15 protein-coding genes are annotated in these 16,656 nt (G+C 67.5%); all 15 read right to left on the bottom strand.

Annotation, left to right across the window (positions count from 1 at the left end):
* Window positions 1-71 precede the first annotated feature (71 nt).
* Window positions 72-1,514 (bottom strand): FAD-dependent oxidoreductase, encoded by a 1,443-nt coding sequence (locus BIU82_RS12925; RefSeq protein WP_070349855.1) that lies wholly within the window; start codon window positions 1,512-1,514, stop codon window positions 72-74.
* 72 nt (window positions 1,515-1,586) lie between these two features.
* Window positions 1,587-2,978, bottom strand: coding sequence for a S8 family serine peptidase (locus tag BIU82_RS12920; RefSeq protein WP_070349854.1), 1,392 nt, complete (start codon window positions 2,976-2,978; stop codon window positions 1,587-1,589).
* A complete protein-coding gene (locus BIU82_RS12915; RefSeq protein WP_070349853.1) occupies window positions 2,978-3,925 on the bottom strand; it encodes a Ppx/GppA phosphatase family protein in 948 nt (315 codons plus the stop codon). Before BIU82_RS12915 ends, BIU82_RS12920 begins: the two co-directional genes overlap by 1 nt.
* Window positions 3,922-4,650 (bottom strand): DUF501 domain-containing protein, encoded by a 729-nt coding sequence (locus BIU82_RS12910; RefSeq protein ID WP_171906543.1) that lies wholly within the window; start codon window positions 4,648-4,650, stop codon window positions 3,922-3,924. The genes BIU82_RS12915 and BIU82_RS12910 overlap by 4 nt, the downstream gene beginning before the upstream one ends.
* A 65-nt stretch (window positions 4,651-4,715) precedes the next feature.
* The gene (locus BIU82_RS12905) at window positions 4,716-5,423 is read right to left on the bottom strand and encodes a septum formation initiator family protein (RefSeq protein ID WP_070349851.1); all 708 of its coding nucleotides are present in this window, start codon (window positions 5,421-5,423) and stop codon (window positions 4,716-4,718) included.
* Between the two features lie 147 nt (window positions 5,424-5,570).
* Complete coding sequence (gene eno / locus BIU82_RS12900) at window positions 5,571-6,851, bottom strand: phosphopyruvate hydratase (protein ID WP_070349850.1); 1,281 nt, start codon at window positions 6,849-6,851, stop codon at window positions 5,571-5,573.
* Between the two features lie 105 nt (window positions 6,852-6,956).
* On the bottom strand, window positions 6,957-7,685 hold the full coding sequence (locus BIU82_RS12895; RefSeq protein ID WP_083292332.1) for a MazG nucleotide pyrophosphohydrolase domain-containing protein: 729 nt from the start codon (window positions 7,683-7,685) through the stop codon (window positions 6,957-6,959).
* Window positions 7,686-7,743: 58 nt separating this feature from the next.
* Entirely contained in the window at window positions 7,744-8,889 is a 1,146-nt protein-coding gene (locus BIU82_RS12890; RefSeq protein WP_070349848.1) for an adenosine deaminase, read from the bottom strand.
* 127 nt (window positions 8,890-9,016) lie between these two features.
* A complete protein-coding gene (locus tag BIU82_RS12885) occupies window positions 9,017-9,694 on the bottom strand; it encodes a DedA family protein (protein ID WP_070349947.1) in 678 nt (225 codons plus the stop codon).
* A 244-nt stretch (window positions 9,695-9,938) separates the two neighbouring features.
* Window positions 9,939-10,568 (bottom strand): DedA family protein, encoded by a 630-nt coding sequence (locus BIU82_RS12880; RefSeq protein ID WP_070349847.1) that lies wholly within the window; start codon window positions 10,566-10,568, stop codon window positions 9,939-9,941.
* Window positions 10,569-10,650: 82 nt separating this feature from the next.
* Window positions 10,651-11,961 (bottom strand): thymidine phosphorylase, encoded by a 1,311-nt coding sequence (locus BIU82_RS12875; protein ID WP_070349846.1) that lies wholly within the window; start codon window positions 11,959-11,961, stop codon window positions 10,651-10,653.
* Entirely contained in the window at window positions 11,958-12,356 is a 399-nt protein-coding gene (locus tag BIU82_RS12870; protein WP_070349845.1) for a cytidine deaminase, read from the bottom strand. The genes BIU82_RS12875 and BIU82_RS12870 overlap by 4 nt, the downstream gene beginning before the upstream one ends.
* Window positions 12,357-12,358: 2 nt before the next feature.
* Entirely contained in the window at window positions 12,359-13,648 is a 1,290-nt protein-coding gene (locus tag BIU82_RS12865; RefSeq protein WP_070349844.1) for an ABC transporter permease, read from the bottom strand.
* Window positions 13,645-14,976: an ABC transporter permease gene (locus BIU82_RS12860; protein WP_070349843.1), complete on the bottom strand. Its 1,332-nt coding sequence runs from the start codon at window positions 14,974-14,976 to the stop codon at window positions 13,645-13,647. The genes BIU82_RS12865 and BIU82_RS12860 overlap by 4 nt, the downstream gene beginning before the upstream one ends.
* Window positions 14,966-16,486, bottom strand: a complete 1,521-nt coding sequence (locus BIU82_RS12855) for an ABC transporter ATP-binding protein (RefSeq protein ID WP_070349842.1) — start codon at window positions 16,484-16,486, stop codon at window positions 14,966-14,968. The genes BIU82_RS12860 and BIU82_RS12855 overlap by 11 nt, the downstream gene beginning before the upstream one ends.
* Window positions 16,487-16,656: the final 170 nt, after the last annotated feature.

Raw genomic sequence — 16,656 nt, 5'->3', positions numbered from 1 at the left:
TACGACGACGGCGGCCGCCTCCCCGTGTGGGGAAGCGGCCGCCGTCGATGGTTCGTTTGGCGCGCGGAACGCTACTTGGCGTCAGCCGCGACCGGAGCCTTGTCCTCGGCCGGAGCGGCCGGCGCCGGAGCGGCGGCCGGCTTGGGGGCCGGGGTGGCAGCGGAGACGAAGGCACCGCGCGGGTTGTCCAGGTCGATCAGCTGGGTGGTGTCGCGGCCCGCGAAGAAGGCCAGGATCCAGCCGAAGATCACGCGGAACTTGCGCTCAACGGTGGGCATGGCCATGCCGTGGTAGCCACGGTGTGCCAGCCAGGCGAGGCCGCCCTTGAGGCCGATGCGGCCCAGGAGGTTGATGTTGGCAACGCCCTTCCACTCGCCGAAGCCGGCCACGGCACCGAGGTTCTTGTGCTTGTAGTCGACCAGCGGCTTGTCCCAGCGGGAAGCCCACAGGTTCTTGGCGAGGCGCTTGGCCTGGCGCAGGGCGTGCTGGGCGTTCGGCACGCAGGTGCCGTCCGGCAGGCCCTTGCCGGTGAGGTCCGGAACGGCGGCGATGTCGCCGGCGGCCCAGGCGTTCTCCACGATGCCTTCGTCGCCGCCGATGCGCAGGTCCGGGAGGACCTTGACGCGGCCGCGCGGTTCCAGCGGGAAGTCGGTGGAGCGGACCATCGGGTTGGCCTGCACGCCGGCTGCCCATACGAGGGTGTCTGCGGCAACTTCCTCGGCCGGGGTCTTGTCCGGCATGTTGATCAGCTTCAAGGTGCCCTCGGCGTTGTCGAGGGAGGTGTTCAGCAGCACCTCGATGCCGCGGCTGCGCAGGTGCTCAACGACCCATTCGGCCTGCGGTGCGGTGACCTCGGGCATGATACGGCCCATGGCTTCAACCAGGATGAAGCGGACTTCCTCCTGCTTGATGCGCGGGTTGTTCTTGACCGCGGCACGGGCGAGGTCTTCCATTTCGGTGATGCACTCGATGCCGGCGAAGCCGCCACCGACCACCACGAAGGTCAGGGCCTTGGCGCGCTCTGCGGCGTCGGTCATGGTGGACGCGGCTTCGATGCGCTCGAGGACCTTGTTGCGGAGTGCAACGGCTTCCTCGATGGTCTTGAGGCCGATGCCCTTGTCCGCGAGGCCCTTGATGGGGAAGGTGCGGGTGATGGCGCCAGCCGCGAGGACGACGTCGAAGTACGGGATCTCGAACGGGGCGCCGCCGTCGGCCGGAGCGACAACCGCGGTGCGGTTGGCGTGGTCGATGCTGGTGACGCGGCCCTGGATCAGTTCAGTCTGCTTCAGGTGCTGACGGTGGGAGACGACGGCGTGGCGTGCCTCGATGTTGCCGCCGGCCACTTCGGGGAGGAAGGGCTGGTAGGTCATGTAGGGCAGCGGATCGACGACGGTGACGATGCCACCGGCGTTTGCGATCTTCTTCTGCAACTTCAGCGCGACGTACAGGCCGACGTAACCGCCGCCGACGACGAGGACACGGGGACGGTCAATAAGCTCAGGGGTGGGTGCCATGAATCCAGAATAGCGCACTTTGTGAAAATCTTCACTAGCTGCTTCGAGGGCCTCCCCTGCCGCCGTTCCGGGCTACTTTCCGGGGTCCGGCTCCACTGCCTCAAGGGTGCCTGTCTCCGGCTCGGCCGGGGCCTTCCGGTAGACGCGGCGCAGCTGGATTCCCGCCGCGGCAACGATGGCCACGAACAACGCACCGAAGCCAACGACCACAACGCCCGGCAGCGCCGTTCCGGCATCCACCGGTTCCTTCGCCGCCGGGACCGTGGGATCAGGCAGCGTGGGCGCGGCACTGGCCTTCTTGGTGGGCTTCGGTTCCTGCGTGGGGGTTTCGAAGTTGCCGCGCCGGTGCACCCGGATCCAGTCGTTGATCGAACCGAGCGGGTTGGCCTTGGCTTCGGGGACGTTGGCGGTGAGCGCGGCCTTGGCGTCCAGGACGCCGAATCCGTAAATAGGATCCTTGCCCTCCACGCCGGCATCCTTGGCCGTGCTGACAATCCGGTTGACCACCTGCTTGGCGCTCATGCTGGGCCATTTCGAACGGATAAGCGCCGCGACGCCGGAGACAATCGGCGTGGCCCCCGAGGTACCCGCCCAGTCAGCGTACCGGCCGCCCGGCATGCCGCCGATGAGCTCCTCGGCAGGTGCCGCCACTCCGATGCTGATGCCCTGGGAGGACGAGTCGATGCTGGCATTGCCTGCGCGGTCGAGTCCGGCCACGGTCAGGACCCCCGGGATGGTGGCCGGCGCGCCGACCTGGACGTTGCCGCCGATGCGGTTGCCGGCAGCAGCGACGATCACTACGTCCTTCTGCTCGGCATACAGGAACGCGGCGTCCCAGCTTTGCGGCCATTCCGGCGAGGTGCTGCCGAGGGAAATGTTGATGACCTTGGCGCCGTTGTCCACCGCCCAGCGCACGGCGTCCGGAATCTGTTCCTGGTCGCTTTTGCCGGCCGGGTTGGGCGATCCGAGCCAGGTGGAGACGGACAGGATCTGCGCTTCCGGCGCGACGCCGATGATTCCTTCGGGACCCCCGCTGGTGTCCGATTTGGGCGTTGGGGAGGCCGAGGGCGACGGGCTGGCTTTCTTGTGGCCGCGCCCGGCCAGGAGCGTGGCCACGAGCGTGCCGTGCTCCGGTTTGGCACCGATGCTCTTCTGGCCGTCCGGGTTGCCGGAGCCGGAGACATCCGTTCCGCCTGTTACGGCGCCTTTCAGGTCCGGGTGTTTTCCGTCCACGCCGCTGTCGATGACCGCGACCTTGACCCCGGCGCCCTTGGATTCCTTCCAAGCCTCGGAAATCCCGTATTCCTTGAGCCAGTACTCCTTGTCCCGCCACGTGTCGGCAACGGCGGCCGGTGCGGTGGCGAGGCTGCCGGCGGAAACCGCGGCAGCGAGCCCGCTCGCCGCGAGCAAAGCGGCGAGCGTGGCGGACAGGGTGCGGTGGCGCCGTCGTGATCCGGTAGCCATTACCGGATGCTCAGCGCGATGCCGTCGAGGATGTCGTGTTCGCTGGTGGTGGCGCCGGTGACTGCACCGTTGCCCGCCCGGGCAAGGCGCTGCAGGATGCGCCGCCACACCAGGGCGCCGGCGCCGATCACGTCCACCCGTCCCGGGTGCATGTACGGCAGCTTCGCCCGCTCTTCGCGGCTCATCTCCAGCAGTTCCGTGCACGCCCGGCTGATCTGTTCCAGGTCCAGCTCGGCGCCGTGGATCCGTGCCGGTTCGTAGCGTTCCAGTCCCAGCGCGTGTGCCGTGATGGTAGTGATGGAGCCGGCGACTCCGACGACGGCGGTGCTGCGTTCCAGCGGGACCGTTTCGGCTGCGAGGCTGATGGCGGCGTCGACGTCGGCTTCCGCCGCGGCGATTTCCGCCGCCGTGGGCGGGTCGCTGCGCAGGTGCCGTTCGGTGAGGCGTACGCAGCCGATGTCCACGGACTTCGCCGCGATCACGCCGTCGGCGTCGCCGAGCACGAACTCGGTGCTGCCACCGCCCAGGTCCACCACCAGGACGGGATCCCCGCCGCGGGAAGGCAGCACGCTGCTGGCTCCTGCGAAGGACAGCGCGGCTTCCTCATCGCCGGACACCACTTCGGGTTCCACGCCGAACAGCTCCCGGATGCCGTCCACGAAGACGTCCCGGTTGCGGGCGTCACGGCTGGCGGAGGTGGCCACGAAGCGCACTCCCCCGGCACCGTGTTCAGCGATCAGGCGGGCGTAGTCGCGGCTGGCTTCAAAGGTCCGTTCCAGCGCCTCGGGAGCAAGTTCACCTGTGGCGTCCACGCCTTGGCCGAGCCGCACCACGCGCATCTCGCGCACGATGTCGCTCAGCGGTGCCCCGCTTCCCGTGCCGTTCACATCCGCAATCAGCAGGCGGATGGAGTTGGTGCCGCAGTCGATCGCAGCGACGCGCTTCATGCGGTGCCTTCTTCCGTCAGCTTGCCTTCTTCTGTCGCTGTGCCGCTTTCTGTCGTGGTGCCGCCTTCGGAGGAGGCCTGGGACTTGCGGACCGGCGCCGGGCGCCCGACGATCTCCGGCAGGCCCTGCGGCCCGTGCCGGCTCAGGTCCTTGGACGGCGCCTCGCCCGCGGTTTCCCAGGCGCCGGCACAGTAGCAACGGTCCTTGGTCCACCATTCGGCGATGGCCTCGATCGCTTCATCGCCCAGCGGGTTGACGCCCGGGCCGGCCGCCAGCGAGTGGCCCACCAGTACGTGCAGGCATTTGACGCGGGTGGGCATGCCGCCGGCGGAAACGCCCGCGATCTCCGGGACGTCGCCCGTGCCCGCGCGGCCGGCAATGTCATCCCGCGCCCGCAGGTAGGCCTCATGGGCTTCGCGGTAGGCGCCTGCCAGTTCCGCGTCCACCGTGAGGCGATCGTTCATCTCGTTCATCAGCCCGCCGGCCTCGAGGCGCGAGACCGCGGAGGTGATGACGGGGTGCGTCAGGTAGAAGGTTGTGGGGAACGGCGTGCCGTTGCTGAGCCGGGGTGCCGTGGCGGCCACCAGCGGGTTGCCGCAGACGCAGCGGGCGGGGATTTCCACCACGTCGCGCACCGGGCGGCCGAGCTGGCGGCTCAGGACGTCCAGGTCATGTGCCGAGGGCGTGCGGGATTCCTCCGCCGCAGGGGCCTGGTTCTCTTGCACTGGCGCTGCCTTCCTGCCCTTTTCTGCCGTCCCCGTCCAGGGCACGACGGCGGCGGGCACCGCGTCTAGTCTGTTGCCGAGCGTCGGATCGACTCCCACAGGCCGTCCACCCAGGGCAGGTTTCCCGGGGTTCCGGACGCTCCGTTGCCGGTGCGGCCACCAGGGGTTCCGGCGGGAACATCCGCACCAAATACCCAGTAGCCCGTTTCACCCGGCATAACCATGTTAATGCGGTCGCGTGCCTGCTGTTTCACGTAGTTGGGGTCCTGCCAGCGGGAAAGCTGCTTCTTGAGGTCCTGCTGCTCAGCTTCCTTGGCCGCGATTTCGGCTTCCAATGCGGCAATTTCGGCGCGCTTTTCGAGGAAGATCTTCACTGTCGGTGCCAGCAGGATGGTGATGGCGACCATGACGACCGCCAGCGCCAGCATCCGGCCGGAGAAAGCCTTCGCGGGGACAGGATCGTCCGCGGTGTCCTTCGCGGGGGCCGTGCCCTTGCCCGTTGTGGCGGGGTCCTTGGGCTTCTTCGCCGGGGTGGCCTTTTCGGCTTTGGCCGAGCCGGTGGCCCTGGCGGCGGTACCTGCCGTAGCAGCCCTCCTGGCGGGAGCAGCGTCCGACGCCGGAGCCTGGCTTTCGGCCGCCACCTCAGCCGCGGCGGCGGCAGCCTTGCGGGACTCGCCGAAATCCGCCCGGATGACAGCGCCGCCGTCGGCCGCCTTCTGCTGGGGCCTGCCGAGGGCATCGGCCCGGGGGACCTTGGGGCGGCGGGTTGCCATGACACTCCTGTAATGCCTGGTGCTTGCCTGGCGGGTTGCTGCGTTTCCGGTTCCGCACAGCCACCGGACGTGCAAGGGGTTCCGTTAAACAGAACCGGTGGCCATGGTCTTTCCACCATAGCCACCGGTCAGCTGTTTTCGCGGAGGCTAGCCCTTGAAACGCGGGAACGCGCTGCGGCCGGCGTAGCGTGCGGCGTCGTCGAGTTCCTCTTCGATGCGCAGCAGCTGGTTGTACTTGGCAACACGCTCGGAGCGGGCCGGGGCACCGGTCTTGATCTGGCCGGCGTTGGTGGCCACCGAGATGTCAGCGATGGTGGTGTCCTCGGTTTCGCCGGAGCGGTGCGAGGTGATGGTGGTGTAACCGTTGCGCTGTGCCAGGGACACGGCGTCGAGGGTTTCGGTCAGCGAACCGATCTGGTTCACCTTGACCAGCAGGGAGTTGGCCGTGGCGGCGTCGATGCCCTGCTGCAGGCGCTCCGGGTTGGTGACGAAGAGGTCGTCGCCCACCAGCTGGACCTTGTCACCGATGGTGTCGGTGAGGATCTTCCAGCCTTCCCAGTCGTTCTCGTCCAGCGGGTCCTCGATGGAGACCAGCGGGTAGTCGGCAACCAGTTCGGCGTAGTAGGCGCTCATGTCGGCAGAGCTGAGTGCCTTGCCTTCGAACTGGTAGGCGCCGTCCTTGAAGAACTCGGAGGAAGCGACGTCCAGGGCCAGGGCGATGTCCTTGCCCGGGGTGTAGCCGGCCTTCTTGATGGCTTCCTGGATGAGGTCCAGGGCAGCACGGTTGGAGGGCAGGTTCGGGGCGAAGCCGCCCTCGTCGCCCAGGCCCGTGGCCAGGCCCTTTTCGTTCAGTACGGACTTGAGGTTGTGGTAGACCTCAACGCCCCAGCGCAGGCCCTCGGAGAAGGTCTCGGCGCCGATCGGGGCGATCATGAATTCCTGGATGTCGACGTCGGAGTCGGCGTGGGAGCCACCGTTGAGGATGTTCATCAGCGGGACCGGCAGGACGTGGGCGTTCGGGCCGCCCAGGTACTTGTACAGCGGCAGGTCGGCGGAGGCAGCGGCGGCGTTGGCCACGGCCAGGGAAACGCCCAGGATGGCGTTGGCGCCGAGCTTGCCCTTGTTCGGGGTGCCGTCCAGGTCGATCATGGCCTGGTCGATGCTGCGCTGGTCGGTGGCGTCGAAGCCGATCAGGGCCGGGGAGATTTCGTCGATGACGGCGTCGACGGCCTTCTGGACACCCTTGCCGAGGTAACGGCCCTTGTCGCCGTCGCGCAGTTCGACTGCCTCGTGCTCACCGGTGGAAGCACCGGAAGGAACCGCAGCGCGGCCGATCTGGCCGTCGGAGAGCAGGACCTCCACCTCGACGGTCGGGTTTCCGCGGGAATCAAGGATCTCGCGGGCGTGGATGGCATCGATAAGCGCCATGGATTGCTCCTTATGGTGAAGCGATTTACTGGGAATCTGGAGGGAATTCTCGACGTCCTCGTCGCCACTAGCCTAGTCGAGGTTGGCAGTCGAGAGTGGCCAAGGTTACGGAACGGTTTCCCCGGGGCCACCTTGCGGGTCCGCATTGCCGCGGTCCTGGTAGCGGCGCACGGCGCCGCGGAGGGCCCGTTCGGCGTCGAATCCGCGGGACCGGGCGGCCGCGACGACGGCCAGCAGATAGTCGCCCAACTCTTCCTCCGATGCGGTTTCGACAGGCTCAACCGCCGGAACGACTGGTGATTGAGCCGGTCGAGATCCGGTTTCGACAAGCTCAACCACCGGAGCGACGGGTGATTGAGCCGGTCGAGATCCGGTTTCGACAAGCTCAACCACCGGAGCGACGGGTGATTGAGCCTGTCGAAATCCAGCCCGTTCAGCGCGGTCAAGGGACTTCTGCGCGAGGGAGAGCGCCGGCAGATGCGGCGGGATGCCTTCGAAGGGGTCGCTGCGCTCCGGCTTCTCGGCCTTCTTGACGGCGTCCCACTTCTGTTCGATTTCCTCGACCGTGGCCGGGAAGGAATCCTGCAGGGTGCCGTCGGGCCGGAAGACATGGGGATTGCGCCGGATCATCTTGGCAGTGATGGCGCGGGCGACGTCGTCGAAATCAAAACGGCCGTTCTCCTCCGCGAGCCGCGCGTGCAGCACCACCTGGAGCAGGACGTCGCCCAACTCTCCCGCGAGCTCGTCTTCCGTGCCGGCTTCGATCGAGTCCACCACTTCGTAAGCTTCCTCGATCAGGTACTCCACGAGCGATTCGTGGGTGAGGGCGCCCATCCACGGGCAGTGCTCGCGCAGGGAGGCGATCACCTGCACGAGCACCGCTACGGGATTGCTATCCGGCAAGGTTCGCGTAGGCGTCGTTGATGTACTCCACCAGGGCTTCCTTTTCGTCCAGCGACAGGAAGGAGGCCTCGGCTGCGTTGAGCGTGAGCTCCAGCAGGTCGTCGAGGTCGTAGTCGAAGGTTTCGACGAGGAGCTCGAACTCGTTTGTGAGGGTCACGCCGCTCATGAGCCGGTTGTCCGTGTTGACCGTGACGTTGAAGCCCAGCTGGTAGAGCATGTCGATCGGGTGGCTCTCAATCCCGTCACCGAACTCGGCGATGGCACCGGTCTGCAGGTTGGAGGACGGGCAGATTTCCAGGGCGATGCCGCGGTCGCGGACCCAGGCGGCCAACTCGCCGAGGGTCACCATGCCCACGGCTTCCTCGCCGTCGTTCTCCGGATCCACCTCGAATTCCACCGAGATGTCCTCGGCGATCCGCACGCCGTGGCCCAGGCGCAGGGCACGGCCGTCCAGGAGGGCGGAACGGATGCTGTCCAGGCCCGCGGCCTCGCCGGCGTGCACGGTGGCCGGGAAGTGGTTCTCCGCCAGGTAGGTGAAGGCTTCCTTGAAGCGCGACGGCGGGAAGCCGTCCTCGGCGCCGGCGATGTCGAAGCCTACGGCACCGTTTTCGCGGTGGCGGACGGCGAGTTCGGCGATTTCCTGGCTGCGGTCCGCGTGGCGCATGGCGGTGATGAGCTGGCCCACCTGGATGTCGCGGCCGGTGGCAGCCACGGCTTCCACACCGGCCTCGATGCCTTCCTGGACGGCGTCGACGGCCTCGTCCAGGGTGAGGCCCTTCCGGAGGTGCTGTTCAGGCGCCCAGCGCACTTCGCCGTAGATGACGCCGTCGTCCGCGAGGTCCTCGACGAATTCCTTGGCGACGCGCACCAGGGACTCCTTGGTCTGCATGACGGCGATGGTGTGGTCGAAGGTCTCGAGGTAGCGGACCAGGGAGCCGGAGTCGGCGGACTCGCGGAACCACTCGCCCAGGGCAACGGGGTCCGTGGACGGCAGGGTGTGGCCGACGGCTTCGGCAAGTTCGATGATGGTGGCCGGGCGCAGCCCGCCGTCCAGGTGGTCGTGAAGGGAAACCTTGGGCAGGCTCTTCAGATCGAAGTCGAGGGCAGGGGCAGCATCAACAATGGGTTCAGTCACGGACTAAGGGTAACGCGCCGGGGTCCCCGGGCGAGCGAAGCGAGCTTGGGGAGCGCGCTGCCCGGTAGCGTGCCGGGGTCCCCGGGCGAGCGAAGCGAGCTTGGGGAGCGCGCTGCCCGGTAGCGCGCTAACCGGCGTCGGGAATGCGGGCGGCTTCCTTGGCGTCCTGCGCTGCCGCCTCCACGACGGCGGCTTCCGCGGCTGCCGCTTTGGCTTCGTCCTTCTTTTCGAGGTACTTGTGCCACCAGCGCAGCGCGTGGTCCACCACGAAGCCGAGCAGGACTGCGAAGGCCACTGCGATCCCGACGCCCAGCAGCGGATTGTGGTGCACCCATTGTCCGGCCAGGAGGCCGACGCCGATGGAGTAGCCCACCCAGGTGACGCAGGCGAAAGCGTCCAGCCAGAAGAAGGTGCGGTGCCGGAATCCGGTCTGGCCCGCCACGTAGTTGACGGCCACGCGGCCCCACGGAATATAGCGGGCGGTGAAGATCAGCACGGCGCCGCGTTTGTCCAGCTCGTACTGCGCCCAGGCGAACATCTTCTTGACCTTGGGCCGGCGCATCCACTTCCAGCGGTCCAGGCCGATCTTGCGGCCCAGGAGGTAGGCCATGTTGTCCCCTGCCATGGCACCGATCAGGGCCGTGACCCCGAGAATCCAAAGGTTGGGCTGGCCGGTGTGCAGGGAAAGTGCCGAGAGACCGACGATGGCGGTCTCACTCGGAAGGATGGTGGCGAAGCCGTCAATGAAAAAGAAGACCAGCAGAACGGGGTAAACCCACGGCTGCCCGGCAGCGTGCTCGAGCATCTGGTTCAGGAAATCCACGGACGACGGCTCCTAGTACTGACCGGGCGATCTGACCGGGGGAATATGGGTTGAAAAGCTTGTCCAAGTGTCCCACGGCCGGTACGTCGTTCGCTACGCCCCGGCCGCGGGAATCACCTCTTTAACGCTAGCCCGGGAGGCGGCACGAAGTGGTCCCCCTGCGGGCTGATCTTCCGGCGCCGGACACCTCATACCCAGGGTGGAGGCGGGGTGCGACGGAAGCCGGTCAGGCGCCGTCGGCGTTCCCGGCCAGGTCCTCCGGCAGGGGGCCGCGCACTTTGCTGATGATCCGGTCCACGATGATGCCGAGGATGACGGCGGCGACGATTGCGATGACGGCGCCCAGGAGCCTGTTGTGTTCAAACCACTGCCCGAAGAAGATCCCGATCGCCACTGAGTAGCCTGCCCAGAGCACCGCGGACATCGCGGTGAGGGCGATGAACTCGCCGTGCCGGAAATGCGTGGCGCCGGCCGTCAGGTTCACGGCCACCCGTCCTACCGGGATGAAGCGGGCCACCATGATGAGCGAGGCTGCCCGACGGCGGAGCTCCCGCCCGGCCCAGCGGAACGCCCCCTGCATGCGCTGGGTCCGCATCCACCGCCAACGGCGGGTGCCGATCCGGCGGCCGAGCAGGTACGCGATGTTGTCGCCGCTGAAGGCACCGATCGCCGCCACCAGGACGAGCAGCCAGGCGTTGGGAACACCGGCCGTGGCGGCAACCGCCGCCAGACCCACCACCACCGATTCGCTCGGGATGGGCGGGAAGAATCCGTCGATCAGGCAGCAGGCCAGCACCAGGAACAGGACCCAGGGCTGCCCGGCAGCGGCGAGGATGAAGTCGTTGATTGCCTGCACGGTTCCCTAACGAGGAGTCTGTTCCGGGAGTTCCGGAGCGGCGTGGCGGCCCCGGAGCTCCCGGCCTGGATGGCGCGGTCCGCTAGGCGATCCGGTCGATGATGAGCTGCTGCGCCGGCCGGGATCCTTCGGGTCCGATCACCACGGCGTCCTGCAGCGCTTCCTTGGCCCGTTCGAACTTCTCCGGGGTATCCGTCAGCAGGGTCATCAGCGGCTCGCCGGCCCGTACGTAGGCGCCGGGCTTGGCATGCATGCGCACCCCTGCCCCGGCCTGCACGGCGTCTTCCTTGCGGGCCCGGCCGGCCCCGAGCCGCCACGCGGCAACACCCACGGAGAGCGCGTCCAGTTCGAGCAGCACGCCGTCCGCCGGCGCGTAGATCACCTCGGATTCCTTCGCCACGGGCAGTGGAGCCTTCGGATCGCCGCCCTGGGCGGCGATCATCCGGTTCCATGCGTCCATCGCCCGGCCGTCCTTGAGCGCGGCGGCGGGATCGGCGTCGTGGACTCCGGCGCAGGCGAGCATCTCTTCGGCGAGCCGGACGGTCAGTTCGACGACGTCTTCCGGGCCGCCGCCGGCCAGCACCTCCACGGACTCCTCCACCTCGATGGCGTTGCCGGCGGTGAGGCCGAGCGGGGTGTTCATGTTCGTCAGCAGGGCGACGGTGTTCACGCCGGCGTCCTTGCCCAGTGCCACCATGGTCTCGGCCAGCTCCCGGGCCCGGGCCTCGTCCTTCATGAAGGCGCCGGAGCCCACCTTGACGTCCAGCACCAGCGAGCCCGTGCCTTCGGCGATCTTCTTGCTCATGATCGACGAAGCGATCAGCGGAATGGCCTCAACGGTTCCGGTGACGTCGCGTAGGGCGTAGAGCTTCTTGTCCGCGGGCGCCAGGCCGGTACCCGCCGCACAGATGACGGCGCCCATGTCCTGCAGCTGGTCCAGGATTTCCTGGTTGCTGAGGGCCGCGCGCCAGCCGGGAATGGACTCGAGCTTGTCCAGGGTCCCGCCGGTGTGGCCGAGTCCGCGGCCGGACAGCTGCGGCACCGCCACCCCGAACACGGCAACCAAGGGCGCCAGCGGAAGGGTGATCTTGTCCCCCACGCCGCCGGTGGAGTGCTTGTCCACGGTGGCCTTCACACCGCCGTCGGGACGCCGCAGGCCGGAGAAGTCCATCCGCTCACCCGAGGCGATCATCGCCGCGGTCCAGCGCGAGATTTCTTCCCGGTTCATGCCGTTGAGCAGGATGGCCATGTTCAGGGCTGACATCTGCTCATCGGCGATGACGCCGCGGGTGTAGGCATCGATGGTCCAGTCGATCTGTTCCGGGCTCAGAGTTCCCTTGTCCCGCTTGATGGTGATGATCTGGACGGCGTCGAACGGTTCGCTGCTGTTCATTGTTTGTCCTCAAGGTTTTCGGGTCCGAAGGCATCCGGCAGGACTTGGTCCATGGTCCTGATGCCTTGGGTGGTCATGAGCTGCATGCCAGGCGCACGGAACTCATAGAGCAGCTGCCGGCAGCGGCCGCAGGGCATGAGCACGGCGCCCTCGGCATCGACGCAGTAGAACGCCGCCAGGCGGCCGCCGCCGCTCATGTGCAAGTCCCCCACCAGCGCGCATTCCGCACAGAGGGTCAGGCCGTAGCTGGCGTTCTCCACATTGCAGCCGCTGACGATCCGGCCGTCCTCGGTGAGGGCCGCAGCCCCCACCGGGAACTTCGAATACGGCACATAGGCCTTCCGCATCGCGGCCACTGCGGCCTCTTCCAGGGCCTTCCAATCGATGTCCGCCATGCTCAGCCCTTGACGTACGGTATGCCGCTGGCCGCCGGAGGCCGGGACTTGCCCACCAGGCCGGCGACGGCGAAGATCGTCACCAGGTAGGGCAGCATCGCCATGAACTGGCTGGGCACCGGGGTACCGATGATGCCCAGGATCGACTGCAGGTTGTACGCGAAGCCGAACAGCAGCGATGCGAGGAAGGCGCCGATCGGGTTCCAGCGGCCGAAGATCAGGGCCGCCAGGGCAATGAAGCCACGGCCGCCGGAGATCTCCTTGGTGAAGGAATCGATGGTCACCAAGGTGAAGATGGCACCTCCGATGCCCGCGATGGCGCCGCCCAGGGTGACGTTCCAGAAACGGGTGGCGTTGACGTTGATACCCAGGGTGTCCGCGGCCTGCGGGTGCTCGCCCACGGCCCGGACGCGCAGGCCCCAGCGGGTCTTGAACAAGCCCACCCAGACGACGGCGACCGCAACGTACATGAGGTACCCGGCCACGGACTGCTCAAACAGGATGGGTCCGATCAGCGGAATGTCGGACAGAACGGGAATCGGCAGGATGTCCAGCCGTGGCGGAGTGTTGAAAAGTTCCTTGTCCGGCGCCATGACAGTGCCGAAAAGGAAGCCCGTCACGCCGGACACCAGGACATTCAGCACCACGCCCACGATGATCTGGTTCACCAGGTACTTGATGCTGAAGACGGCCAGCACCATGGACACCAGGGCGCCGGCCGCTGCGGCGGCCAGCAGGCCGATGTAGGCGTTATGCGTCACCGTGGCCACGAGGGCGGCCGTGAACGCGCCGCCAAGCAGCTGGCCTTCGATCGCGATGTTCACGACGCCGACCCGCTCGCACAGCACGCCGGACAGCGAACCGAACACCAGCGGCACCGCCAGGGTCACCGAGCCGGCGATCAGGCCCGCCAGCGAGATGGACGGCTCACGGGCACCGGCCACGATCCACACCAGCAGGGCGAAGACGAACACCACGGCGAAGACGATCGGCAGCCACTTGGGTGAGCGCTCCCCCTTGGTCCAGAGGTAGATCGAATACGCGGCCATGGCCAGCAGCAGGACCGCCAGCACAATTCCGCCCGCCTGGCCCGGAATGAGCAGCGCGGGCAGGACGATCGCATCGCCCTGTTCGCTGACCTTCATCTCGGCCGTCTTGCTTGGACCGAAGAAGCCGAAGAACACGAGTGCCACGAGGGAAAGCACCCCGAGCGAAACGGGAACCTTCAGCGAGGGGCGGGCCGCCGTCGTCGGCCCTGCAGCGCCCGGCTTGGACGCGGTTGCGGTGGTCATTTGGCACCTCCGGTGGCGACGGCGGCCTTCGGGGCAGCCTTGGCGCGCTTCTTCCGTCCGGGGTTCAGCCCGAAGATCGAGCGGACCAGCGGAGGAGCGGCAATGAACAGGACGATAAGGGACTGCACGACCAGCACGATGTCGATCGGCGTACCGGTCTGGATCTGCATCTGCACGGCACCGGCGCGGAACGCACCGAACAGCAGGCCGGCGAAGAAGGTTCCCCACGGCGTGCTGCGGCCCAGCAGGGCCACGGTAATCGCGTCGAAGCCGATCTGGGCGGCAACGCCGCCGGTCAGCACCTTCTCGGTGCCGGCCACCTGGGCCACGCCACCGAAGCCGGACAGCGCACCGGCCACGGCCATCACCAGGATGGTGGCGGCCTGGACGTTGACGCCGGCAGTGCGGGCGGCGGCCGGGTTGGCGCCGACGGCCCGGAATTCGAAGCCGATGGTGGAGCGGTTGAGCAGCCACCAGACGCCGGCCGTCAACGCGACGGCCACCAGGAAGCCCAGGTGCAGGCGCGAACCCGGGATCAGCTGCGGATACACGGCCGATTCATCGAGCCGCGGTGAAATGGGGCTGTTGTCCCCCGGGCGGCGGAACGCTGCGGTGTTGAGCAGGAAGTCCAGCAGGAACAGCGCCACGTAGTTCAGCATGATGGTCACGATGACCTCGTGCGCGCCGGTCCGGGCCTTCAGCAGGCCGACGATCGCGCCCCAGGCCGCACCGCCGATCACGCCCATGACCACCACGACGATCAGGTGCAGCACGGGCGGCAGGTGCCAGGCGAACCCGGCGTAGGCGCCCAGCGTGGCACTGATGATGATCTGGCCCTGCGCACCGATGTTGAACAGGCCCGCGCGGAAGGCCAAGGCCACGCCCAGGCCCGCGCAGATCAGCGGGGTGGCCACGGTCATGGTTTCCAGCAGCGGCGAGAAGCCCTGCCGCGGGTTGAAGACCGAGCCCTGGAACAGCGCCACATAGCTCTTGGTCATGGCGCCCCACAGGTAATACAGGAAATCGGTGGGCCGGGCGAAGAAGTAGCCTGCCGACTTCGCCACGTTCTGGTCCGTGCTGGCGATCAGCAGGCCGCCCAGCACGAGGGCCACGAATACGGCCAGCAGGGACACGAAGCCGTTGCCCATGACGATCCGCCGGAGGACGGTGTCCTGCTGGTGGCCGGTGTCGCCGCTTTGCGTCGAGACCGGGACCAGCGACGGTTCCAGCGTGCCGCCCGCGGTGTCGAGGGCGACGTCGGCCGCCTGGACTTCGTTGCCCGTTTCTTCCGGGCTATCCCCTGCGGGAGTGTTGTCCTTAGTTGTCATCGGAGCCTCCTTCGGGGCCCACCCCGGCCATCATGAGGCCGAGCGTGTCTCGAGGGGTTCCGGCAGGGACGATGCCCACCAGCTTGCCCTTGTACAGTACGGCGATCCGGTCTGCGAGCTCCACCACCTCATCGAGTTCGGTGGAGACGATCATCACCGGAGTTCCGGCGTCGCGCTCTGCCACGATCCGGCGGTGCAGGAACTCAATCGAGCCGACGTCAACACCGCGGGTGGGCTGGCTCGCGATGAAGAGCCGCAGCGGCCGGGACAGTTCCCGGGCCATGACCACCTTCTGCTGGTTGCCGCCGGACAGGGTGCCCGCGGCGGAACCGGCGGACGGCGTACGGATGTCGAATTCCTTGATCTTGGCCGCCGCGTTCTCGGCCACCTTCGCCGGGTTCATGCCGACACCCTTGGCGAACGGAGCCCTGTCGTAGAGGTCCAGGACCAGGTTTTCGGCCACGGAGAAGGGGCCCACCAGGCCGTCATGCGTCCGGTCTTCCGGGACGAAGCCGACGCCGGAGCGCAGCACGTCCTTGACCGGCAGCCCCAGGAGTTCCTTGCCGTCCAGGGTGACGGAACCGGAGACGTGGTCCTGGACGCCGAGGATGGCCTCGGTCAGTTCGGTCTGCCCGTTGCCCTGCACGCCCGCGACGGCGAGGATCTCGCCTTGGGCGATGTCGAAGCTGATGCCGTCCACCACGTTGGTTCCGTTGGCTGCCCGCACCGTAAGGTCCTTGACCACGAAGGTTCGATCCCCCGGCTGGGCCTCGGCCTTGTCCAGGCTGAGGCTGACGGGCCGACCCACCATCATGGAGGCCAGTTCCGTAGGCGAGGCGGTGGGCGGCGCGTCCCCTACAACCTTGCCGCGCCGGATCACCGTGATGACGTCTGAAACGGCCTTGACCTCACGCAGCTTGTGCGAGATGAAGACGATCGAGGTTCCCGAGGCCTTGAGCTGGCGCATGATGTCCAGCAGTTCGTCGGTTTCCTGCGGAGTGAGCACCGCGGTCGGCTCGTCCAGGATGAGGACCTTCGCGTTGCGCACCAGGGCCTTGATGATTTCCACGCGCTGCTGCACGCCCACGGGGAGGTCCTCCACCAGGGCGTCGGGGTCGACGTCGAATCCGTAGCGGTCCGAGATTTCCCGGATCTTCCTGCGCGTCGTGTCGAGGCTGAGGAGGCCGCCCGGTCCCGTGGGTTCGGCGCCGAGCGCCACGTTCTCCGCCACGGTAAACACGGGAACCAGCATGAAGTGCTGGTGGACCATGCCGATTCCGGCGGCCATGGCATCACCCGGGCCGCGGAACGTCACGGGCTTTCCATCCACCAGGATCCGGCCCGCGGTCGGCTCGTAGAGGCCGTACAGCACGTTCATGAGGGTGGATTTACCGGCCCCGTTTTCGCCGAGGAGGCAATGGATCTGGCCGGATTCGACCACGAGGTCGATGTCTTGGTTGGCGTAGAAGGACCCGAAGGCCTTCGAAATGCCCTGTAGTTCGAGTTTCACAACTCCCACCGTTCTTTGAGTCCGAAAGACGGCCACGCTGCCCCTTCCGGGGCGCGTGAGCCAAGCGTATCCCGCATGGGCCCCGAAACGCGGGCAGGAGCCGCACCGCTTCCAGGGCAAAAACACGCCGCCAGTACCGAGGGCACGGTACCGGCGGCGCGTTTCAGCGG

The sequence above is a fragment of the Arthrobacter sp. SW1 genome (assembly GCF_001766675.1).
In the GTDB taxonomy this organism is placed as follows: domain Bacteria; phylum Actinomycetota; class Actinomycetes; order Actinomycetales; family Micrococcaceae; genus Arthrobacter.
Note: the sequence above shows the minus strand (reverse complement) of the source record. Positions and strands in the feature narration are given on the sequence as shown.